This is a genomic window from Bacillus cereus group sp. BfR-BA-01309 (assembly GCF_022664315.1).
Taxonomy (GTDB): Bacteria; Bacillota; Bacilli; order Bacillales; family Bacillaceae_G; genus Bacillus_A; species Bacillus_A mobilis.
Map to the genome: position 1 here is coordinate 208402 of NZ_JAKUHE010000001.1, position 22157 is coordinate 230558.

Genomic DNA, 22157 nt, shown 5'->3' on the forward strand with positions numbered 1-22157 from the left:
TTATTATATTGTAAAAATGGTTTTGATGAAAAATAAGAATAGAGGTTAATATGAAAGTAAATCAATTAATTGCTAATAACATAAATAAATTAGATACAGCTATTCCATTTAATAAGTCGTTTGGAATCGCAGGTTTATCAGGATCGGGTAAAACAACTTTTTGTCAAACGATTGGCGAAGAATCAAAAAAACGATTAGTTTCTTTATTGCCAAAGGCTGAATATCAGTATTTATTTCCTAATATCATGGAAACAAATTTTAGTGCTACTAAGATGGAGAATATGCCTTTAGTACTTTTTCTAGGAAAGTCATCGATTTCTTCCAACCCACGTTCAACGATAGGTACTCATACTGGTGTATTTACTGAAGTTCGCGAAAAACTTGCTGAAGTATTTCATCTTTCCCCTGAGGTTTTTTCGTTTAATAATCAGTTAGGTTGGTGTACTGGTTGTAAAGGCCGAGGCACTACTAAAAATATTGAGTGTAAAAAATGTAAGGGAAAACGTTATAGTGAAGAAATCGAACAACATACTATAGATTTATTTGCTAAACCACATACAATTTCAAATATTAATGATTTAAGTGTTGAATCTATTCTTTCGTTAGCGGAAGTGTTAAATATTAGTGAAGCAAAACAACATATACTGCAAAATATAATTAATATGAACATTGGTTATTTAACATTAAATCGAATTATGGGTACGTTGTCAGGTGGAGAGTTAACACGACTTTATTTGGCTGAATTCATGGCAGTAAGTGAAAATGCTGTAATTATTATTGATGAGATTTCAGTTGGACTTGATCATGAAACATTATTACAAATATTAGAAGAGATCAAGCAGTTAGGGTGTAAAAATCAAATTTGGCTCATTGATCATTCAGATACAGTGCTGGATACAACAGATGAGCAATTGTACTTTGGACCTGGTAGTGGAAAATATGGTGGACAAATTGTGAAAGAATCACCAAGGCCAAAACCAATACTGTCGGATCTAAATAAAGAAGTACCAGCAGAATATTATTCATTCCGAGAATTATATTGCCGTAATATCCAAATGACGGAGTTTCAAATTCCTAAAAATAGGCTTGTGACGGTTACAGGAGAATCTGGATGTGGGAAATCTACACTTGTTAACGAATGTTTAGCTACAGATTTCTTGAAGCGATATCCAAAAGATAAACTAGTTATGGTCGGACAAGATCGAAATCAATCCATTACAAGTCGATCAACTGTAGCCACTTTCCTAGATATTAAAAAGAAACTAACAAAGTATAGCGAAGAAATTGATGATATTTTTGAACGTTCGATTGAGGATATTATAGATGAACTTCCAAATGAAGATATTGCGTATAAACGCTTGAGTCTACTCATTAAATTAGGACTTGGTTATTTAACGTTAGAACGAAAAACACAAACATTATCAACGGGTGAATTTCAATGTGTTCATTTAGTTTCGGAGTTATTTGCGAACACAAGAAATCCACATACATTATTTATCTTTGATGAGCCTTCAAAAGGTTTATCCCAAAATATTTTAAATCAATTTATAGATAGTGTTAGAGGGATATTGCAAGATGAATTAGTCTCTATCATTATGATTGAACATAATAGTTACATGTTAGAAAGCTCTGATTATATTGTAGATTTCGGGAAAAGACAGCCTGAATCTATAAAGCATCTTGATGTAGTAAGTCATGAAGATTATTATCGTCAAAAAAGCAGTGTGAATAATGCTGAGCAAATACATATTTCTTCAGCACTTAAGCATAAAGAAGGCGTTCACTATTTAGAAGAAAATCATATTAACTATTTTAAAAATGCAGAAAACATTTATAAGGGTGGTATTTTAAAAAGTTTATCATCAATGGCCCGTTTAATTTATGGTGAATATGAATCTGATACAATTGCGCCTGTTGTTGCTATAGATCTTGAAAGACATTTATATAGTCAATATAGTTTCTTATATGAAATTGGTGGATTAATTAATCATATTGTAGCTGCTCATCCAACTAATAAAGATACGGGAAGTTTTGATTTCTATTCACAGGACAATCATTGTCCATCTTGTTCTGGACGTCTTCAAATTGAAGTTTTCGATAAAGAGATTACAATTCAAGATAAAAATGTTCTATTTTGGGACGGTTTATTTGATCCCGAAATCATGAAAGTATTAAAATTTTATCAATATGAAAAAATAGAATTTCTATTTGAAGAAATAAAAAATGAGCTTGGTCACGATTTATCAAAGAGCTATAGTGATATGTCAGAAGAAGAAAAGCATACGTTTTGGTACGGATATTTTGAAAAATCATTTTATGATAAAAAAGGAAAGACACGCAGAACATGGGTAGGATTTAATACGATTATTGGTGGATATATTGTTATTTCAAAAGCAGCTATTAAAGAAGAAATTAAGTCTTCTAAAGAAATGATGACATGTCCAATTTGTGAGGGGACGGTTTTAAAGCATCATAAACCCCTTAAATTTGGTAACTTTGATATTCGTGAAATGATCAATCAACCAGTTGATGAAGTGTTGAAAATAGTCGGTGATTTACCTGCACTTCATAAATTAAAGTCTATAGTTGGTGGCGATATGAGATTGACAGAAGATGTTTCTTTATTGCCAAGAAAAGCACAAGTTGCACTGAAAATGTTTGAATTAGAACAGGCAAGCTTTTCAAACTATGAAATGGTGTTACAAAATGTTTTACCATTCTGGGATGAAATAAAAGGAAATATCGAATCCATTAGTGTTAATAATCAAGTAACTGTATGTGATTTCCCTAATGTTTATGAAACGAGAGAAAACATTATAGATAAGTATTTCACAAATGGTAAATATAAAAAACTTACGTATGTATACGAAGCGTTTGGATACAAAAAGTTAGTTACCCAAATCAATAAAATTAGAAAAAGTAATCCATGTCCATTTTGTAAAGGCAAGAAAGTTATAACTGAAGATAATTTACATGATGGTGTCTTTAAATTAACAATCCCATGTGTAACTTGTAATGCAACTGGTATTAATGACGAAGGGTTAAAAGAAGTTGTTGAAGGCGTGGATGTACAAATATGGTTAACTGGAAAAGTTAGTGATGTTGTGGATGAGAGCTTATTAACAGAAGCTGTTGAGCAAATACCAATTTTTAATCGCATTCGCGAATTGGATAAACGAGAAATGATGGCGGTTTATGAATGTCTTGAGAGTAATCAATAAAATTTTATTAGTTAAGGTGTTATTAACATAACTTATATAAAACGTATATTCTTTATAATGTTAATAATAACGCAGTATGAGTATTACAAGGTAATGAAAGAAGATCCAATTTCTTAATGTGAAAATTAAGGAATTGGATTTTTTAGTATTTTTATGTCCCGTATACTACATTTCCAACTAAGTATATGGAGGAGAGATAGAAAAATAAAAGGGACAAACAGTTGATATATTATGTAATTATTATATTATAAAAGTGATTGTTAGGGGTAAAAACAGTTCGCAAGTAATATCTTTTGCTTATAATATCTTCGTTCTGTTGTCTGATTTTTTGGATTTAACAGAAATATATACTTGAATGAAGTATATATTTCTGTTAAATTTATCCTATGGATAGAACAAGTTTAATTAAAGGTCATTTAGAAATGTGTGTATTATCTATTTTGTCGAAAAAGAAAAGTTATGGTTATGAGATTATGAAAGAACTTGAAGTAAACAATTTAAAATTGAAAGGAGTAGGAAGTATTTACCCTATTCTAACTAAGTTGAAAAATCAAGAGTGGGTTAATACTTATCAAGAAGTAACAGACAGTGGTAAAGTTAGGATTTATTATGAAATTAATGAAAACGGGAAAATACGTCTTGAGAAAAAAATTAATGAGTGGTTAGAATTGCAATCGGATATTCAAACATTATTAAAAAACGGCTCGAAAGGAGACCTTCTGAAATGAGGAATAGATTAATAGGTAAAGAAAAGCAATTTTTAACAGACGTACTTAAGGAATTACAGCAATACGATATTAGTTTAGAAGAAATGGAAAATGTTAAGCGACAAATATTAGAACATATTCAAGAATGTCGTGAACATGGTGAAGATAGTATAGATGATTTAGGTACACCTCAATTATTTGTTCAAGATTATTTAGAAATAAATGAAATTGATTTACAAGTTAAAATGAAACAACCTAAAAATGAAAAGGGTAAATTAAACAAAACTTTCTTACGCGGCATATTCATCGCGGTTATTACTTACCTCATCTCGCAAACTACATTTACAATATTTTTAACTAGATCATTAAATCCAACTAATAGTAAAAATACATTTCAGTATAATCTTCTATATCGTATTTCAGAAAATCAATGGTGGAATTCATTATTAATAATGATTAGTTTTATGCTCTCTATAGTAGTATTCATTAGTTTAGTAAGTTATAAAAAAAGAAAGCTCTCTAAAGCATAATGAAGAATGCAATCTATAAAATATCTCTAATTTATATTCTTTGTAATGTATTAATGTTATGTATTACAGATCCAAAAGTTTACGCTCAGCAAAATATTAAAATTGCATTGGATAAGTATATTGAAAAATTTATAAAAGAGCAGAATATTCCAGGAGCTTCTGTTGCAATTGTACATAAAAAAGATGTATTTTTCACACAAACGATAGGAATTACTGGAGAATCTGAAAAAAAGGTAACTAGTAAAACACCATTCGCAATTGGCTCAATAAGTAAATCTTTAACAGCTTTAGCTATATTGAAATTAATTGAAGATAAAAAAATAAAATTAGAGGATTCAGTTCAACAACACCTTCCTTGGTTTAAATTAAAAGACAATCAATTAACCGCCACTATAACAATCCGAAACCTACTAACTCATACAAGCGGAATAAACACATACGAAGGTTTGGCATTATCAGATATACAATCCAAAAGTTCTTCAGCTTTAAAAGAAAATGTAAAGAAACTTTTAAATGTAAAATTAAATGCCTCACCAGGAGAAAAATATCAATATAGTAATGCGAATTATATTGTTTTAGGTGCTCTTATTGAAGAGGTCACAAATGAAACGTATTCATCATATATGGAAAAGCATGTTTTTCAGCCGTTAAATATGAATGGTGCAGCAGCAAGTAAAGAAACTGCATATGAAAAGGATTATTTAACAGGTTATCAGTCTTGGTTTGGCTTACCAAGAAAAAGTGTAGTGTCCTATGATAATTCTGGCGCATCGTATGGCTATATTACTGCAAATTTAGAAGATATGATTCAATATATTATGTTTTTGAATCGGCCTGAGGATGTTCAATTTTTAAAGCAAGAAAACATGGATCTTTATCTTTCACCACTTTATAAAATAAATTCAGAAAAAAGTTATGGTTTTGGATTAAGAACAACAAATATAAATGAAAGCGAAACGATGATTTGGCATTCAGGATCCACGCCCGATGCTCGTGCAGAAATATTTATTTTAAATAAAAGTGGCTGGGGTGGTGTTATTTTAACAAATAAAAATCATGTATTAGAAGAGCCAGCGTTATCAGTGTTGAAAAATGGGATTATTAGTATTTTGAATGGAAAAGAACCAATTGATCCACCTAGAAACATACCATTTACACAAATTGTTATGTCGATAGTTATACTCGTGCTTTTCATTTCGCCAATTATGTTTGTTAAAAAGTATAGGCATAAGAAAAATGTTAAAAAACTAACTTGGTTATTTGTAGGAAATCTATTTCTACTATTATCTATTATTTTCATCCCGCTTCTTACTTATAGTACGAGCTCACCATGGAAAACAATTAAAATATTTGCGGCAGATGTAGCCTTTCTTACAAATATTATAGTAACTTTATTAGTTGTGAACGGATTAATATCAATCTTTATAGCCTTAAGACGGAAGAGAGTATAAGGGGAAATAATTAAAGAAATATAATTCAAGTGTTATAAACAGTTGACTCTCACACGATGTCATTGTTTAAGATGAAGTTGAGCTTCGAAGTAGATGTAATTTATGGGAGGAAAATATGTTTAAAATAGGGGACTTTTCAAAACTATCTTCCATTAGTATTCGTATGTTGAGACACTACGATAAAGTGGAATTATTACAACCAGTAAAAGTTGATGAACAAAGTGGATATCGATATTATTCAGCAGCTCAATTAAAGAAAGTAAATCAAATTCAAACATTAAAAGATATGGGATTTAATATTGCTACTATTAAAGAAATAGTAGCAAGCGATAATATGGAAGTAATAAAATCACAATTTGAAAATCGTAGTGCTCAAATAAAGGATGATATGGATGACCTCCAAAAACAATTACGTCTTCTCGAAGCCTCAATGAAAACGATGAGAGAGGATGTTGTTGAGATGAACTATCATGTTTCAATAAAAGAGATTCCAGATAGAAATGTAGCTAGTGTTAGAAAGATTATTCCATCATATAATTGTGAAGGGGATTTATGGGGTATATTAATGCAAGAAATTCAAATGAAAAATATTAGTATTGCCCATCCGAGTTATAGTATTGCGGTTTTCCATGATCGTGAATACAAAGAAAATGATGTAGATGTAGAAATACAGCTAAGTATTTTAGGTAAGCATGAAAATACAAAAGACGTTACATTTAAAAAAATCGAATCCACTAATGTAGCTTCCATAACGGTTAATGGAAGTTATGAACAGATGACAGCTGTAAATGAGGCTGCAGCAAAATGGATTGAGACAGAAGGTTACGAATTAGTAGGCCCGATGTTTAATATTTATCATGTGAGCCCAGCGATGCAATCGGATCCTAATAAGTGGGTTACAGAAGTTTGTTATCCAGTTAAATGATGATAAAGAAAAAAGGCATATAATTAATGCCTTTTTTCTTTTTGGGGTATCGTCACATGCCCATCAACTTAAGAATTTAGAACTCCCCAAAAAAATTATGAGTTTTTTGTTACAAGTTATCACAAAATTTTCGTTTTTTGGGTAGTTTTATTTTCTTAGCTTGATTGCGATGAGCGGTACCCCATAAAGGCTCCTGATACATAATTGATGTTCTGCCATTTGTAGAAAACAATCCACTTATCCCATTTTAACAAGGAGAAATATCTCGTCCATGTTGTAATATTGGCTTACGTTAAGCTTGTGAAAAAAACATATTCATGTATAATACAATTGATGTATGATACATTAGTTGTAGGAGGGTGACCTATTTGAAAAGAGAAGATGCCTTAAAACTAAGAACAGATATTAAGAAAATGATTATAATAACTGGGGTTTTTGAATCTCAAAATTTGCCCAAAGGACCATTTGAAAAACCTTTACCAACTTCTCAAATGATGGCGTTAGAGGAACTAGAGGTGGAAAAATTAACTGTTTGGCAACTATCCAATAAACTTAGATTAGAGACTTCAACTGTAAGTAGATTGGTAGATAAGTTAGTAAAAAAGGGGCTTATTTATCGTGAAGTAAATGAAAAAAATAGAAGAGAACTTTTTCTGCACCTCACGGAAAAAGGTCACATAACTGTTAATTGCTTAAGAGAGCAATCTATTGCATTTTATCAAAGTATTCTCAATAATTTATCAGAATCAGAACAAAAAATAGTTGTGGATGGTTTTGAATTATTTATTGATTCTATTTCTAAGCCTTTTGATTAGAGTGAGGTAAGTCATAACATTTGGAGGATAAAATGAGTTTGCATTTTGAACGTCCTATTATTGAATTAAAAGAGAAATTTGATGAATTAAAGAAAATTATGAAAGAAAATAATGTAGATTTATCGTCAAAAATTCATGAATTAGAAAAACGTTTAAATAAAATGCAAGATAAAATTTATTCTAATATTACACCTTTTCAACGAGTTCAAATTGCAAGGCTACGTAACCGCCCCACGACATTGGGCTATATACCTTTATTGTTTACAAACTTTCTCGAACTTCATGGTGATCGATTATATGGTGATGATAAAGCAATGATAGGTGGTATTGCAAAATTTAAAGGAATGCCCGTTACGGTTATTGGTCATCAAAGAGGTAGAAATACAAAGGAAAGTATAGAAAGAAATTTTGGAATGGCACATCCAGAAGGTTATAGAAAAGCGCTAAGACTTATGAAACAAGCTGATAAATTTAATCGCCCTATTATTACATTTATTGATACAATAGGCGCCTATCCAGGGATAGGGTCTGAAGAACGTGGAATTTCTGAAGCGATAGCTCGAAATCTATTTGAAATGATTACACTTAAAGTGCCAATTGTTTGTATTGTAATTGGAGAGGCATCAAGTGGTGGAGCTCTTGGCATTAGTGTCGGTAACCATATCCATATGTTAGAGTATTCATGGTACTCGGTAATTTCGCCAGAAGGAGCAGCATCTATCCTATGGAAGGACGCTAAGTATGCTCCAGAAGCTGCTGAACATATGAAAATTTCAGCAAAAGATTTAAAACATTTAGGGATTATTGATGAAATCATTCCTGAAATTAAAGGTGGAGCACAAAATGATATAAAATCACAGGCAAAAGTGATTGAATCTGTAATCGAATCATCTCTAAAAAAATTGATACTATTATCCTCGGAAGAGCTTATACAACAGCGGTATGAAAAGTATAGAAAAATAGAGAATTATAAATGAAAATATTTAACATATTATCCGAAAGAAGTCTCCTTCCTCAGGCGTGTGAAAGACGATAGTCTAGCGGCAGGTGGGAGATGAATTTCGGTTTGGTGTAGTCAAATATTTGATTTTCCTATTTATTTCGCCTCTGATATAATCAGTCTTATAAGAGGGGAATTTTGGTATAACAATGAAAGTAGATAAAAATCTTGTAGTGTTCAGGTTGTGTGATCACCGTCATAGCTTATGGAAAATGAGGTGAATAGATATGTCAAAGCAGAATAAGGCGTATAAATTTCGTCTGTATCCAACAGAAAAACAAGCACATCTCATACGAAAAACATTCGGGTGTGTACGTTTTGTGTATAAAAAAATGCTGGCTGAACGAATAGAAGTATATGAAAAATATAAAGAGGGCAAGGAAGAACTAAAGAAAGAAAAATTCCCTACTCCTGCAAAATATAAGACAGAGTATGAATGGTTGAAAGAAGTTGATTCATTGGCATTGGCCAACGCGCAATTAAACTTGCAAACTGCGTATAAGAATTTTTTTAGTGGTCAAAGTGATTTTCCTACATTCAAAAGTAAAAAGAGTAGAAAATCCTATACAACGAATGGAGTAAACGGAAATATTATGTTATTTCATGGTTATATCAAATTACCAAAGTTGAAAATGGTGAAACTGAAGCAACATAGGGAAATCCCGCCAAAACATATCATCAAATCGTGTACGATTTCGATGACACCTACTGGTAAATACTATGTGTCCATCTTGACTGAATATGAAAAAGAGATTGTACAAAAAGAAGTACAAACTGTAGTTGGATTAGACTTCGCAATGGCTGAATTGTATGTGAGTAGCGAAGATGAGAAAGACAATTATCCTCGCTTTTATCGTCAGATGTTAGAAAAATTAGCGAAGGCACAACGAGTATTAGCAAGACGTGTTAAAGGTTCAGAACGCTGGAATAAGCAACGCATTCGTGTAGCGAAATTGCATGAAAAGGTCGCCAATCAACGTAAAAATTTTCTTCATCATAAGTCTAAAGAATTAGCTACGAGTTTTGACGTTGTAGCAATCGAAGACTTACATATGAAAGGAATGTCACGAGCACTTAGATTTGGTAAGAGTGTAGCGGACAACGGTTGGAGGATGTTCACGACATTTTTAGCATATAAGCTACAAGAACAAGGAAAACAGCTTGTGAAAATAGATAAATGGTTTCCTTCTACAAAGATGTGTAGTCGTTGTGGGAACAAAAAAGAAATGTCACTATCTGAACGTACGTATGCGTGTTCGTGTGGACTAACAATCAGTCGTGACTATAACGCAGCTATCAATATCAAAAAAGAAGTCATGCGGTTATTCGCATTGATATAAACCGTAAGAAATAACCTTTGGAACAAGGGAGTTAGCTCGGCTGTCTTAAGACAAATTCGTTAGCTATCAAAAGTAGCGATGAACCGAGAAGCCCCCACTCGGGATCAGCTCGTAAGAGATACTAAGTGGTGGGTAGTTCACAGTCCGTATTACATTTCGGATGATTCTCGCAAAAAAAATTTTGAATATTTTGTAAGTAACCTCTTAAAATGGGATATGCTGATACTATTACTCTACAAAAGGTGTGTGATCGGTATGGAAAAGGAAAATTTGTTCAAATGGAAGCATTATCATATACTCACCAACTTAAGAAATTGAATGTTCCCCAAAACGAAAAAATGAGCTGAATTCTTATAAATAACTGTAAAAAGGTGAAAATTTCGTTATGGGGGGTATCTCAAAAGCTTAGGTTGATGGGAATGTGACGCGCCCCCTTTATCAATTTATCCGTAAATATCAAGAGAAATTACTTCTTGATTCGATTCGTCAACTACTAGTACAATTTTATTTGCAAATGTACAAAATGAGCGGAGTGTAATGGAATCCTTTAATGACTCTTTTAAAAACCAACCTGTTGGTACTAAAGAAATGCAATTCTCTTTTTGAAAGAATGAATGTTTGAGGAAATATGCTATTTCTTGAGTTTCTTTTAAGAACATCGGAGCAATGCAATCGAATAGTACAGAATAATATTTTAATGTTCTTCTACCGACAATTCTATTAAAAGAACGGCTGCGGTATAAATCAGGCACTACGGGATATATATCGTTAGTTAGAAGTGCTTTTAAAGTTTGTTTTGGTTCTTCCTTTAAACCTATCATGAAAATTTCATGTAATTCATTATTAATAAAAACTTGTTTCACATCTTTATAATGAGGGATTAATTCATTTTTAACTATATTTAAAGTAATGTCATTTGAAATGGGAAAGGACGTATAAACGTCCTCTTCAAGGATGACCTCCATGCCACTGAAAAGTTGGCAGATTGACTGAGAGAATTATTTGAAGATACAGGAGGTGCCTTTTCTATATAAAAATCATCATTTATTGTAGGTTCTGGATATTTTTGCTCTTCGATTTCAATTAACCAATCATACATAATTATCGTTCCTTCCATCATAGTTTTCGTATCGGACTATATAGTGCAATAAAAACCTCAAGTAGCTTCGTGAAAGCAGCTAAAGCAAATACAAGTACTGGATTATAGGCTGAAATAATACCTCCTACTAATGCCCCGAGTGGCATAGCTAATCGTGTAAGTACACGTGAAAATCCTAAAACCCTTCCTTGCATATTTGATGGAACGGTTTCCTGGCGAACTGTGGCTACAATTATATTCCATGCAATATTGCAAGTCATTGCAATACCGAAAGCAATGCCAGGAGCAAACCAATATGTACTCCAAAGCGCGAAAGTTAAGCCAATTGCTCTAGCGAATAGGAGTAAAAGAATTAGAAGGCCGCGCGCAATCTCTTTTCTAAAGGAACTGCAATCAAGCTTCCTAAAATCCCACCTATGCCAATTAATGAATAATTAAAGCCACTTTGTTCCGGGGTAAGTTGCAATGTGGATAGTAAATAATACATGAATACACCTAAAACCGCACTTGCTCCAAAGTTTCCAATCATAGCTTGAAAAGATAAAGCTATATTTAAGCAATCATTTTTGAGCCATTTAAACCCATTAAACAAATCCGATAGAATATTTTGAAGTGTATTTTTATCATTATTTTGGCTGTTTACAGTTTTAATTGATGGTAATAACATCACAGCAACTAATGTTGCAATAAATGAAAGAACATTAATCCAAAGCACTTGAAAGTCTCCAATAAAAGATATGAAAATCCCAGCTATCATTGGCCCAAACAAACTAGCCAATTGATTAATCATTTGATAGAAAGAATTAGCCTTCGTTAATGATGCTCCTGCGATGTGTGGAATGACTGTAACAGTTGTTACATCAAAAAGCATAGACATAACTGCTAAGATAAAAGTAATTATGTATAAATGCCAGATTTCTAATAGATGTAATGTATGTAGAATGGGAACAAGACTTACTAAAATAATATTGGTAATATCCACTATCCAAAGTAACTTTTTTCGATCGTATCGATCAATTATTATACCAACTAAAGGGCCAAATAAAACAATTGGCAATACATTAATAGCAAATAAAGAACTCATAATTACAGCTGAACCGGTTAATTGATAGGCAATCCAAGGAAGCGCAAAAGTATACAGTGAATCCCCGATTCGTGAAATGAGTAAACCAAAAATAAATATCTTGTATTCTTTCGAAAAAGTTGTCTTTACGGTAACCTTGCGTTCTAGTATAAATTTCACAACTGTTTGAACCACCTTTATTATAGAGGAATTTGAAAATCATCCGTCCAATATTTGTTATGTATAGAATTCTGTAATTTTTAGATGAATCCTACTTTTTAGAGGTATTTTAAAATCTAAAGGAGGAAATGAAAATGAAGGCAGTATTTTTAGATAGAGATGGGACAATTGGAGGGACAGGTAGGGGGATTCACCCGAATGAATTTATATTATTTGATTTTGCACCTAAAGCAATTCAAAAGTTAAATAACTTAGGATTAAAAGTGTTTTTATATACAAATCAAACTAGAATTGGAAGGGGATATTTTACCGAAAAAGAACTGCTTAAAGGATTTTAAAAGATGCAACAAATTTTAAAATATGTAGATATATATATATATGGAATGTACTATTGTCCACATAAAATGAATAATAGTTGCGACTGCCAAAAACCGAATATAGGTTTACTTTTGAAAGCAGCGGAAGAACATGGTCTATGCTTAAGAGAATGTTTTCTTATTGGAGATACAGGGAGTGCAGATATGATTGCAGCTGAAAGGGCTAATATGAAAAAGCTTTTAGTAGGAACAGGATGGGGAGAAAGCTCATTAACAAAGCATAGAAATTCGTGGAAAGAAACAGTACCTGATTATATAGCGCAAAACCTACTTGATGCTGCGTGTTGGATTGAAGATAATTTAAATACATAATAAAATTATAGTAAACTATTTTGTTCAAAGGTCGTTAGGAGGGAAAATGTTGATACAAATAGATAAGAATGTGCGAACAGCTGGTGCGTATGTAGTGTATAAAAATTTATTTGTTTTTCAAGTTGGTCCAACGAGTAAAGGGGATACATTAGGTGTAATAAGGCTGGGGGGACATAAAGAAGCCAATGAAACGGCAGTAGAAACTGCTAAAAGAGAAGTGAAAGAAGAAGCTGCTATCGATATTACCATTTTGAGTTCACCAAGTACATATTATAAAGAGAATTGGAATGCACAATCAAAGAAAATAAGAGTAGAAAATGAAATCAATCCAATATTAATTATTGATAGCCCAGATGAAACTTTATCTATTATGTATATGGCACATTCAGAAAATGAACCAACTCCATACTCTGAAACGAGCGGGTTATTATTGCTTTCAGTAAGTGATATTAGGCTAGTTTGTAGTAAGGAAATAACACTAAACGATTATATTAAACAAGGTGGAATGGCTATACTGAAAGAAAAAATGAATAAAGATTTAATCTTACAACCTTTTCCGCAACTTATGTTTTTAGCAGAACTTTTAAAAGAGGACCCTGTATTGCTTCAGCAGATTCTAAATTAGTAACAAAAGCCACCTTTATAAGTGGCTTTTGTTTTACATAATTTAAAGGTAAGTGTATCCTCCATCAGGAAACAATACATTACCTGTAGAAAAACTATTTTGCATTAAATATAGTACAGTATGCGCAATTTCATCATTATGCCCAGGTCGTTTTACAAGAGAAAGAGATTTATAAGTTTCATAAGCAGCTAGTCTATTTTCATTTTGTTCATTCTCTCTTTGTATTGTTCCGGGAGAAACAACATTAACTCTAATTGGAGCTAGTTCAACAGCTAAAGCTTTCCCTAAACTTTCAATAGCGCCATTACATGCTCCGTAAGCAGGCGCTCCTTTAAGTGGTCTTTGACTAAATGCACCGGACATTAATACGATAGATCCAGAGTTTACAAGAAAAGGAATTGCATATTTTACGGCATAATATTGTGGCCAAAACTTTCCGATAAAGCTACTTTCGGCAATATCATCTGTAGTGGTTATTGGTCCAAGTGTGTAAGAAGCTCCTGGTGTGAACAAATGATTAAAATCCCCAATGTTCTTGAAAAACGCTTGTAATTGGTTTTTATCTTGGTTATCCAATACATAAGTCTGAAGATGATTGTTATTAATTACTTCTTGAGCAATCATTAATTTTTCTTTGGATTTTCCTGCAATAATAACATGTGCGCCTTGTTCAATTGCTTGTTGTGCTGTTGCAAACCCAATACCAGAACTTCCACCAATGATAATGATTCGGCTACCTTTTAATGTAGTAATAGACATATTTAAGCCACTCCTTTAATAAAAACTTTAAAATAAAGCTGTTATGCCTTTATTATTCGCTAAAAGATAGCAAGTGAAAAGTACGCACTTTTTATGTACATAGTCGCATATTTCGTACTAATCACTATTCATGCGGATATGCAATGTGAAAAAAGATTTGTGATGTCAGAGGAGAGGTGTGAAAAATGGATTTACAAGAACCGAAGTTAAAAGGAGTAATAGCAACACTACAAATAATCGGCGGAAAATGGAAACCACTCATTTTGTTTATATTATTAACAGATGGAACAAAACGGTTTGGTGAAATAAAGCGATTAATACCAGATATATCTCAAGGGACGTTAGCAAAGCAATTGCGGGAATTAGAGCAAGATCAACTAATAGAACGCAATATTTACCAAGAAATACCACCTAAAGTGGAATATAGTTTATCAGAGCATGGAAAAACAGTAAGTACAGTGTTAGATAGCATGTGTGGTTGGGGAAGAAGACATTTAGATTATATAAATAGAAATAAACTATAAAATTATTATGTAAATTAAATGCGCACATGGAATGAATTTTCCTTATAATTTGTATTTTATAATATATAATAGAAAGTAAGAATATTTTGGTAGTTATTGAATGAAATTAAGGGCTTTTATTTGAAAGGAGTGATGTTTTATGAACAAACAAAAGAAAACAAAGTATGAGGTAAAAATAATTTGAGTATGCGTATCATGCCTCTATAAACTACGTTCGCTCAAAGCTAGGAGCAGCGCATGATAAATATTACAATAGGAAAAAATCAATACCCAAAAACATTAGCTGAGGAACATAATTTTGATTGGTTAAAGGGTGTTGAAGTATTTACTGTTTTTGATCAGCAAGATTCAGGAAATATTAGCTTTGGTATTATTGAAAATGGAAATCGCTACTTTTTGAAGTATGCCGGTTCTCGTAATTTAGAGTACAAAGGTAATGTAGAGGACGCAATTCAACGATTAATGAAAGCAAAGAAAGTATATGAACAAATTCAACATCCTTTACTAGTTCCATATATTAATTCGATTCAAATGAAAAATGGATTTTGTTTAAGGTTTCATTGGATTGATGGGGAATGCATGCACAATCATTGGGACTTTACACCGTTTGAAAAGCACCATGCACCAAATTCGCCTTTTGTGAAGTTAAGAAAATTATGTGTGTCGAATAGACTTAACATATTGACACAAATTTTTGAGTTTGCAGCATATGTGGAGTCGCTAGGCTATGTCATGGTTGATTTTTATGACGGTAGTATTTTATATAATTTTGAACAATCAAAACTAACGATTTGTGATATTGATTTCTTTCAAAAAACACCTGTATTCAATGAAATTGGGGAGAATTTTTGGGGAACAGCTCGATTTAAAGCACCGGAGGAATATGAACTGCATGCACAAATTACAAGCGAAACGAATGTGTATGTGTTAGCCGGAATTGCTTTTTCCTTTATCGGCGGGAAAAATGATAAAAGCTATGAAAAATGGGAAAGTACACAAGAATTATATAATATATGTAAAAAGGCGCTGCATAAAGAAAAAAGTAACAGGTACAGTACTGTTCAAGCGTTTTATGAAGCTTGGCTTGCGTATATAGAATAAATAATTGATGGCTCATTTTAATTAAGAAGCTATGGAATATATAAGTATCAACAAAGGGGAAAGCATAAAATGAACGAATTAGAGTACAAAAACTTTTATGATAAAGTAGGAAGATTAAATGGATGGGATTTTAGTAAAATAAAATGTGAAACTGTAGGAGATTCATGGGACTTTTATAGAGAGGTAAAAGAAAGATGCAAACCATCATATATTTTACTTGATGTTGGTACAGGTGGAGGAGAAAATGTACTTAATATATCTTCTTCAGCTAAATTGTTAATCGGAATAGATAATTCTAATGGCATGATTGAAACAGCACATTCTAACTTAAAAAAATCAGATGTACAAAATGTTGAGTTTCTTCAAATGGATTCTGAAGCTTTAACGTTTCCACATGCGCATTTTGATATTGCTTCTAGTTGTCACGCGCCATTTATAGCATCCGAATTAGCAAAAGTAATGAAAAAAGTGCTTTGTTTTTAACGCAACAAGTCAGCGAACATGATAAATTGAACCTGAAAGAGGCATTTGGAAGAGGACAATGCTTAGGCGAAAGAGATGGATCTTTAAAAGAAAAGTATATGGCTGAACTTATAAATGCAGGATTTGAACTCGTGCAAGTACGTGAATATGATGTTACTGATTATTACAGTACGCCGGAAGATCTTATTTTCTTGTTAAAACATACACCTATTATTCCTAGATTTGGAGAAAAGGAAGAGGATTTTACTATTTTACAAAACTTCATCGATGCAAATAGTTCTGAAAAGGGGATTCGTACGAATTCAAAAAGATTTATGATTATTGCTGTTAAATTATAATGTGTTATAGAGTAAAAGCTGCTTTCCTTTAAAAAAAGCAGCTTTTTGTGTGGAAAAGAAGGTTATACAAGATGGTCTTCAATACTAGAGGTGGGAGTTAAGGACCTGGGTATAGAAATAAATTATAAAGTATGTTGGTATGTAATATAGAAATAACGTATAGAGTAAGTAAGATTTTTACTTACAGTTTTATTTTTTAGCAGGTGTATTTCCCATCGCGATAGAAATTCTATTCCAACTATTAATTTGATTAATAATCAAGACAAGGTCAATATATTGTTTTTCATCATAATGTTCACATACTCGTTTGTATAGGGAATCAGGAACTCTTTTAGTAGGAATTAGTGTAATATGTTCAGCTAGTTCAATAGCGACTTTTTCTTCTCCTGTATAAAAAGTACATTCATCCCAAGTACTTAAGCAATAAATCCTTTGTTCAGTTTCTCCCATTTTTCGCGCATCAGATGTATGTAAATCTAAGCAGTAAGCACAGCCATTGATCTGAGAAACTCGAATTTTAATAAGCTCTCTAGTCATTCGATTAATCGTTGATTGCTTTGTGTACTTTTCCATGTCCATCATAATTTTCATAGCATCCGGTGCAGCTTCATAGTAGGAAATTCTTTGAGACACAATACAACACTCCTTTTTGCTTAAGATATATTGCATTAGCTGAAAATGTTAACTTAACTGTTCTAATACAAAAGTATTAGTTTGTTAATTAAAGTTTCAATCTCCAGGTGGATTTTTCCTGTTAGTTTTTGAAATACAATACTAATAGATATAATGAATTTGGAGGTTAATTATAATGATTACACATATATCAGACATAAAACTACAAACGGTTTCCATAGAAGGGGTAAAGCAAGTATATAAGGACATATTATCTTTTCCAATAAAAAAAGAAACGGCATCATTTATTCAATTTGAAGTAACACCTTATACAACCATTAGTTTTCAAGAAGTATACGAACCAATCGCACCTGCACATTTCGCTTTTGAGATTCCATATTCAAAATTTCATGAAACAGTAAGATGGCTAAAGGATTCTGGATTACTCATTGTGAAATGGCAAAATGGAAATGTAATTGGTGAAGAGAATGGTCTATTCAATGTATACTTTAAAGATGGGGATGGAAATCTACTCGAAATTATCGCACATAGTTATATTAAAGAGGGTATATTAGTCCCGCAGTCACCTTTAAATGTTTTATACGTAAGGGAAATCGGACTTCCCGTTAAAAGTGTACCTGTATTTACAGAATGGCTAAAATCAAATCTAAATATGAAAACGATGGAAGATGGGGATATTTTCAACTTTGTTATAGGGGGCACAGCATATATTGTTGCAACATGGTGGCAACGACCTTGGATTCCGATTGCGATGAAAGCTTTACCACCGAAAGTGCATGTTTCTTTCGGAACACCAGATCTTGCATTTTTACAGCAAATCCAAATTAACTTTAAGAGAAATAGTGTCCCATTTCAATGTAAACATAATGAAGTATCATTTATTGAGCAAGGATTTGCATTTTCAATTGTGCATACACCACATTTTCCTTCCAATGTTCCTAGTAAATTAAACTTACCACTTTCTATTTAAGGATAGAAAGTGGTAAGTTTTTTATATTTTCTTAGAGAAGGGTTTCCGCATAATTACACTGAATTTATATAGGAGTATAAAGTGTCAGCTTAATTTACAATAAGGAGAGAAATGAATTGAATTTAGGAAATCCGATAGCTAAAGGGAATACAGCGGAAATCTATCTCTATGATAGTAAGGTTGTAAAATTATTTAAAGAATATCTTCCAGATACAGAGTCTATAAATGAAGCCAAAAAACAAAAATATGCTTATTCATGCGGGCTACCAGTTCCAAACGTATTTGAAGTGACAAAGATACAAAATAGACAGGCAATTATTATGGAATACATAAAAGGAAATAGTATTGGTGATCTCCTGCTAAATAATCCAAATGAGGCAGATCATTACATAAATATTTGTGTGAATGAACAAAAGAAGATTCATTCTATTCGTGTGAACACAGATGAAATAGAATCAATGAGAGAAAGGTTAGAGCGACAAATTAAATCTGTTTATAAATTGGATGAAAAACAAAAGGAAAATATATTGAATAAGTTACATTCAATCATGTTTGAGCCTAGATTATGTCATGGGGATTTTCATCCATTTAATCTAATTTTGAGTAATAAGAGTGTGAATAGTATAGATTGGGTTGATGCTAGTTCAGGTGACATTCGCGCAGATGTGTTTCGAACATACTTGTTGTACTCACAATCTTCGGTAGAATTAGCTGAAATGTATTTGCATATTTATTGCAGAAATACTGGATTATTGAGAGATGAAATTTTTCAATGGGCACCTATCATTATTGCGGCTAGAATATCTGAAAATGTAACTGCTACTAACAATGAATATTTAAATGATTTGGTAGCTCAGTATTGTAATTAAAGAAAAGCTCTTCCTAAATTCATTTTTTATTATAACCGTTCTAACAATGCAAATGGATGAGTAAGGTTATTGAGATTTGTAATCGGGTATTACATTTGTAAAGAAGGAGTCCATTTTATGAAAACTGGTGAACCAATTTCAATGCATACTGAATTTGAGCAAGTTGCTCCGGCACTACAGCTTTCGAAACTACATAAGCGTTTCGGAGAATTTATAGCAGTTAATCATATTGATTTAATTGTGCCAAGAGGATCATTTTACGGAGTTGTTGGGCCTAATGGAGCAGGGAAAACTACATCATTATCGATGGCCGTTGGTTTGTTACGACCAGATAGTGGGAGCGCAAAAGTTTTTGGAATTGATGTTTGGAGTAATCCAAAACAAGCTAAAACGCTGATTGGGGTATTACCAGATGGGTTAGCTTTACCGGAAAGACTTACTGGTCGTGAATTATTAACATATATGGGATTGCTAAGAGGAATGAATGCCAAGGAAGTTGCTCAGCGGACAGAAGAATTGCTTACAATATTAGAGTTAAATAATACCGAAGGGACTCTAGTGATTAATTACTCTACTGGTATGCGTAAGAAAATCGGTCTTGCACTTGCACTTCTTCATGCGCCAAAATTACTCGTTCTCGACGAACCATTTGAGGCGGTAGATCCTATTTCTGCAGCTACTATCAAAAAGATTTTACAAAAATTTGTTAGTTCGGGTGGTTCTGTAGTATTTTCAAGTCACGTCATGGCGTTAGTTGAACAACTTTGTGATCACGTTGCAATTATTTCAAAAGGAAGAGTGGTTTCTTCAGGAACAATGGAAGATGTTTGCGGTGAAGAAACCCTCGAAGACATTTTCGTTCAGTTAGTAGGGATTCCTGCTGTTAAAGGAGAGGAACTGTCTTGGTTAGTGTTTTGATTCGAATGAAGTTATCAATCTTTAAAAATTCAATGAATAGTGGTAAAGCGGTTCTTTTCATTATTACAGGAATAGTTGGTTTATTGATTGCAATTGGAACCATTCTACTTTTTTCTTTTTATCCTACGGAACATAACGTTTCACATAGTATTCTTTACATTGCATTTGCTCTGTGGACAGTAGGGTGGGTTTTGGGTCCAATTATCGCTGGAGGAGATGGAATATTACGTCCTGAATATTTCGCGTTGCTTCCATTTACTTCTTATAAACCTGCTAGGGCGTTACTTGTTGTGGCTTTTATAGGATTAGGACCAATCGTTAGTTTAATAGCTTTCATAGGACTATTCATTTACGCAGCTAGGGTTAGCTTAACTGCAACTATAGTTGCAGTTCCAGCAATTATTTTACAGTTAATATTTGTAGTATTGTTATCAAAAATAGTAGTTAGTATTATTGGTGAGACGTTGAAATCAAGGATTGGCATGGAAGTGGGAGCAATGCTCTTTGGTTTCATTATAGCGTTTCTAAATGTGGGATGGTATGTACTTCCTGCTATTAATAAGATGACACTTAGTGATTCAACTTTACTTTACATGTTTCCGTCTAGTTGGGCGATACTCGCTGTAGAGTATGCGATTCAATCCAATTGGTTATTAGCTTTTGTTTTTTTAATACTGCTAACAATATTATGTGGATTGCTTTTTTTTATATGGACAACATTATTGATGAAAAGTACAGTGATTAAGAAAAGCGAAGGAAGGATTATTACTAATAAACATAGAAAAGCTTTATGTTTCTTTTCAGAAACGAAAATTGGAGCAACAATTATAAAAGAATTAAAAAGTTGGGGAAGAGATCCACAACGAGGCCGTTTCCTCCGGATGGGTATTTGGATAGGGGTATTTTATGGTATTTTAGTTACAAGCGCTAATATATTGCACTTAATGCCTTGGGCAGGGATAATTATGATTGTATTTACAAGTATGTTTTCCTGTAATATGTATGGTTTCGATGGGAGTGCATTATGGTTAACTTTGACGACACCTGATGCAGAACGAATTGATGTGCGTGGCCGTCAATTTGCATGGTTGCTAGCGGTTGGTCCAATTGCGATTATAACAACAATTATTTTCACAATCTCTAGCGGACTTACTTTCATTTATCCTTGGGTATTTGCAGTAATACCAGCATTACTTGGTGGAGCTGCAGGTCTTATTATGTTATTTTCTGTATGTAACTTAGTACCAATAACTGATCCTCATCGCCGCGGGAGAGGGAGTGTTATCTCAGGTGATGATATGAATGCGAGTAAAATGTTTATAGCAACGTGGTTAATGATGGTGATGGTACTAGCAACAACTATACCCGCTTTGTTAGTTGTATGGCTTGGGACATTACTACATGTACAGCTCTTACAATGGCTAGGTGTATTGACTGGTATTTGTACAGGAATGTTTTTTGCTTGGTGGTTTGGGCGAATTGCTTACTTGAAACTTGAAAAAAATGGATCTGAATTGCTATTTGAAATGAAGAATGGCATGAAAATATTGCGTGGGGATAACAAAAAGAAAGATAACGGAAAAGCGGTTGAATTACCTAAGAAAAAACTAGCTATTGTTGTTCTTTTAGTATTTATGGGTATCTTTTTTTTGATACATCAAAGTGTAGTCCCGTTAATTTTTGAGATGTTTAGTGTAGATGAAAAAGTTCGTCTTTTCTTTCTACCGCGCTATGTTCCACATATTGTTCGTATTCCTATAATCATCTTATTTGCTATACTAGGTACAGCATCTTTGTATAAAGCAATTGTAATTAAGAAAAAACATGGGAAGAAACATCAATTTATAAAAGATGAAATGTAGAATACCATTTAAAATAATCTAGTAATTATAGGATGTTGTTCAACTATCATTACCA

20 protein-coding genes and 2 pseudogenes are annotated in these 22157 nt (G+C 32.6%); 18 read left to right on the plus strand and 4 right to left on the minus strand.

Annotation, left to right across the window (positions count from 1 at the left end):
* The first annotated feature begins 50 nt into the window (after positions 1–50).
* From MR115_RS01005 to MR115_RS01040, 8 genes are all read left to right on the plus strand, one after another.
* Entirely contained in the window at positions 51–3221 is a 3171-nt protein-coding gene (locus MR115_RS01005) for an ATP-binding cassette domain-containing protein (protein ID WP_242239333.1), read from the plus strand.
* Positions 3222–3607: 386 nt separating this feature from the next.
* Positions 3608–3949, plus strand: coding sequence for a PadR family transcriptional regulator (locus tag MR115_RS01010; RefSeq protein WP_061680380.1), 342 nt, complete (start codon positions 3608–3610; stop codon positions 3947–3949).
* Entirely contained in the window at positions 3946–4458 is a 513-nt protein-coding gene (locus MR115_RS01015) for a hypothetical protein (protein WP_242239335.1), read from the plus strand. Before MR115_RS01010 ends, MR115_RS01015 begins: the two co-directional genes overlap by 4 nt.
* Complete coding sequence (locus MR115_RS01020) at positions 4458–5909, plus strand: serine hydrolase domain-containing protein (protein WP_242239337.1); 1452 nt, start codon at positions 4458–4460, stop codon at positions 5907–5909. Before MR115_RS01015 ends, MR115_RS01020 begins: the two co-directional genes overlap by 1 nt.
* Positions 5910–6024: 115 nt before the next feature.
* A complete protein-coding gene (locus tag MR115_RS01025; RefSeq protein WP_242239339.1) occupies positions 6025–6834 on the plus strand; it encodes a MerR family transcriptional regulator in 810 nt (269 codons plus the stop codon).
* Between the two features lie 368 nt (positions 6835–7202).
* Positions 7203–7649, plus strand: coding sequence for a MarR family winged helix-turn-helix transcriptional regulator (locus MR115_RS01030; protein WP_098586706.1), 447 nt, complete (start codon positions 7203–7205; stop codon positions 7647–7649).
* Between the two features lie 32 nt (positions 7650–7681).
* On the plus strand, positions 7682–8626 hold the full coding sequence (locus MR115_RS01035) for an acetyl-CoA carboxylase carboxyltransferase subunit alpha (protein WP_242239342.1): 945 nt from the start codon (positions 7682–7684) through the stop codon (positions 8624–8626).
* A 250-nt stretch (positions 8627–8876) separates the two neighbouring features.
* Positions 8877–9989 carry an RNA-guided endonuclease TnpB family protein gene (locus MR115_RS01040; RefSeq protein WP_242239344.1) on the plus strand — a complete coding sequence of 371 codons (1113 nt, stop codon included), beginning with the start codon at positions 8877–8879 and terminating at the stop codon, positions 9987–9989.
* A gap of 443 nt (positions 9990–10432) precedes the next feature.
* Here MR115_RS01040 and MR115_RS01045 read toward each other — a convergent pair whose 3' ends face one another.
* On the minus strand, positions 10433–10954 hold the full coding sequence (locus tag MR115_RS01045) for a hypothetical protein (protein ID WP_242239346.1): 522 nt from the start codon (positions 10952–10954) through the stop codon (positions 10433–10435).
* Positions 10955–11105: 151 nt separating this feature from the next.
* Positions 11106–12331, minus strand: a pseudogene (locus tag MR115_RS01050) (MFS transporter).
* Between the two features lie 134 nt (positions 12332–12465).
* On the opposite strand from MR115_RS01050, the gene MR115_RS01055 reads away from it, so the two are divergent.
* From MR115_RS01055 to MR115_RS01065, 3 genes are read left to right on the plus strand one after another with little or no spacing between them, the layout of a single operon-like run.
* Positions 12466–12669, plus strand: a complete 204-nt coding sequence (locus MR115_RS01055) for an HAD family hydrolase (protein ID WP_242239348.1) — start codon at positions 12466–12468, stop codon at positions 12667–12669.
* 3 nt (positions 12670–12672) lie between these two features.
* Positions 12673–13020, plus strand: coding sequence for an HAD hydrolase-like protein (locus tag MR115_RS01060; protein ID WP_242239349.1), 348 nt, complete (start codon positions 12673–12675; stop codon positions 13018–13020).
* 49 nt (positions 13021–13069) lie between these two features.
* Positions 13070–13645 carry an NUDIX hydrolase gene (locus MR115_RS01065; protein WP_242239974.1) on the plus strand — a complete coding sequence of 192 codons (576 nt, stop codon included), beginning with the start codon at positions 13070–13072 and terminating at the stop codon, positions 13643–13645.
* 42 nt (positions 13646–13687) lie between these two features.
* Here the strand turns inward: MR115_RS01065 and MR115_RS01070 are convergent, their stop codons facing one another.
* Positions 13688–14404, minus strand: a complete 717-nt coding sequence (locus MR115_RS01070) for an SDR family oxidoreductase (RefSeq protein ID WP_097819185.1) — start codon at positions 14402–14404, stop codon at positions 13688–13690.
* A gap of 185 nt (positions 14405–14589) precedes the next feature.
* Here MR115_RS01070 and MR115_RS01075 point away from each other — a divergent pair, with 185 nt between their 5' ends.
* From MR115_RS01075 to MR115_RS01085, 3 genes and pseudogenes are all read left to right on the plus strand, one after another.
* On the plus strand, positions 14590–14928 hold the full coding sequence (locus MR115_RS01075; protein ID WP_242239354.1) for a winged helix-turn-helix transcriptional regulator: 339 nt from the start codon (positions 14590–14592) through the stop codon (positions 14926–14928).
* Between the two features lie 237 nt (positions 14929–15165).
* On the plus strand, positions 15166–16029 hold the full coding sequence (locus MR115_RS01080; RefSeq protein ID WP_242239357.1) for a serine/threonine protein kinase: 864 nt from the start codon (positions 15166–15168) through the stop codon (positions 16027–16029).
* 69 nt (positions 16030–16098) lie between these two features.
* Positions 16099–16850 (plus strand): annotated as a pseudogene (locus MR115_RS01085) (class I SAM-dependent methyltransferase).
* A gap of 189 nt (positions 16851–17039) precedes the next feature.
* On the opposite strand, the gene MR115_RS01095 reads toward MR115_RS01085, so the two are convergent.
* Entirely contained in the window at positions 17040–17483 is a 444-nt protein-coding gene (locus MR115_RS01095; protein ID WP_242239360.1) for a carboxymuconolactone decarboxylase family protein, read from the minus strand.
* Positions 17484–17658: 175 nt separating this feature from the next.
* On the opposite strand from MR115_RS01095, the gene MR115_RS01100 reads away from it, so the two are divergent.
* The 4 genes from MR115_RS01100 to MR115_RS01115 all read left to right on the plus strand — a co-directional run bounded on the left by MR115_RS01100 (position 17659) and on the right by MR115_RS01115 (position 22102).
* Complete coding sequence (locus tag MR115_RS01100) at positions 17659–18453, plus strand: VOC family protein (RefSeq protein ID WP_242239362.1); 795 nt, start codon at positions 17659–17661, stop codon at positions 18451–18453.
* Positions 18454–18569: 116 nt separating this feature from the next.
* A complete protein-coding gene (locus MR115_RS01105; RefSeq protein WP_097819181.1) occupies positions 18570–19322 on the plus strand; it encodes a phosphotransferase family protein in 753 nt (250 codons plus the stop codon).
* Positions 19323–19439: 117 nt separating this feature from the next.
* A complete protein-coding gene (locus MR115_RS01110; RefSeq protein ID WP_242239365.1) occupies positions 19440–20240 on the plus strand; it encodes an ABC transporter ATP-binding protein in 801 nt (266 codons plus the stop codon).
* Positions 20225–22102 carry a hypothetical protein gene (locus MR115_RS01115; protein WP_242239367.1) on the plus strand — a complete coding sequence of 626 codons (1878 nt, stop codon included), beginning with the start codon at positions 20225–20227 and terminating at the stop codon, positions 22100–22102. Before MR115_RS01110 ends, MR115_RS01115 begins: the two co-directional genes overlap by 16 nt.
* Positions 22103–22157: the final 55 nt, after the last annotated feature.

Excerpts from the sequence above, each read along its gene's own strand:
- MR115_RS01005 (WP_242239333.1), top strand. The coding sequence starts at position 51 with ATGAAAGTAAATCAATTAATTGCTAATAACATAAATAAATTAGATACA.
- MR115_RS01010 (WP_061680380.1), top strand. The coding sequence starts at position 3,608 with ATGGATAGAACAAGTTTAATTAAAGGTCATTTAGAAATGTGTGTATTA.
- MR115_RS01015 (WP_242239335.1), top strand. The coding sequence starts at position 3,946 with ATGAGGAATAGATTAATAGGTAAAGAAAAGCAATTTTTAACAGACGTA.
- MR115_RS01020 (WP_242239337.1), top strand. The coding sequence starts at position 4,458 with ATGAAGAATGCAATCTATAAAATATCTCTAATTTATATTCTTTGTAAT.
- MR115_RS01025 (WP_242239339.1), top strand. The coding sequence starts at position 6,025 with ATGTTTAAAATAGGGGACTTTTCAAAACTATCTTCCATTAGTATTCGT.
- MR115_RS01035 (WP_242239342.1), top strand. The coding sequence starts at position 7,682 with ATGAGTTTGCATTTTGAACGTCCTATTATTGAATTAAAAGAGAAATTT.
- MR115_RS01040 (WP_242239344.1), top strand. The coding sequence starts at position 8,877 with ATGTCAAAGCAGAATAAGGCGTATAAATTTCGTCTGTATCCAACAGAA.
- MR115_RS01045 (WP_242239346.1), bottom strand. The coding sequence starts at position 10,954 with ATGGAGGTCATCCTTGAAGAGGACGTTTATACGTCCTTTCCCATTTCA.
- MR115_RS01055 (WP_242239348.1), top strand. The coding sequence starts at position 12,466 with ATGAAGGCAGTATTTTTAGATAGAGATGGGACAATTGGAGGGACAGGT.
- MR115_RS01060 (WP_242239349.1), top strand. The coding sequence starts at position 12,673 with ATGCAACAAATTTTAAAATATGTAGATATATATATATATGGAATGTAC.
- MR115_RS01070 (WP_097819185.1), bottom strand. The coding sequence starts at position 14,404 with ATGTCTATTACTACATTAAAAGGTAGCCGAATCATTATCATTGGTGGA.
- MR115_RS01075 (WP_242239354.1), top strand. The coding sequence starts at position 14,590 with ATGGATTTACAAGAACCGAAGTTAAAAGGAGTAATAGCAACACTACAA.
- MR115_RS01080 (WP_242239357.1), top strand. The coding sequence starts at position 15,166 with ATGATAAATATTACAATAGGAAAAAATCAATACCCAAAAACATTAGCT.
- MR115_RS01100 (WP_242239362.1), top strand. The coding sequence starts at position 17,659 with ATGATTACACATATATCAGACATAAAACTACAAACGGTTTCCATAGAA.
- MR115_RS01110 (WP_242239365.1), top strand. The coding sequence starts at position 19,440 with ATGAAAACTGGTGAACCAATTTCAATGCATACTGAATTTGAGCAAGTT.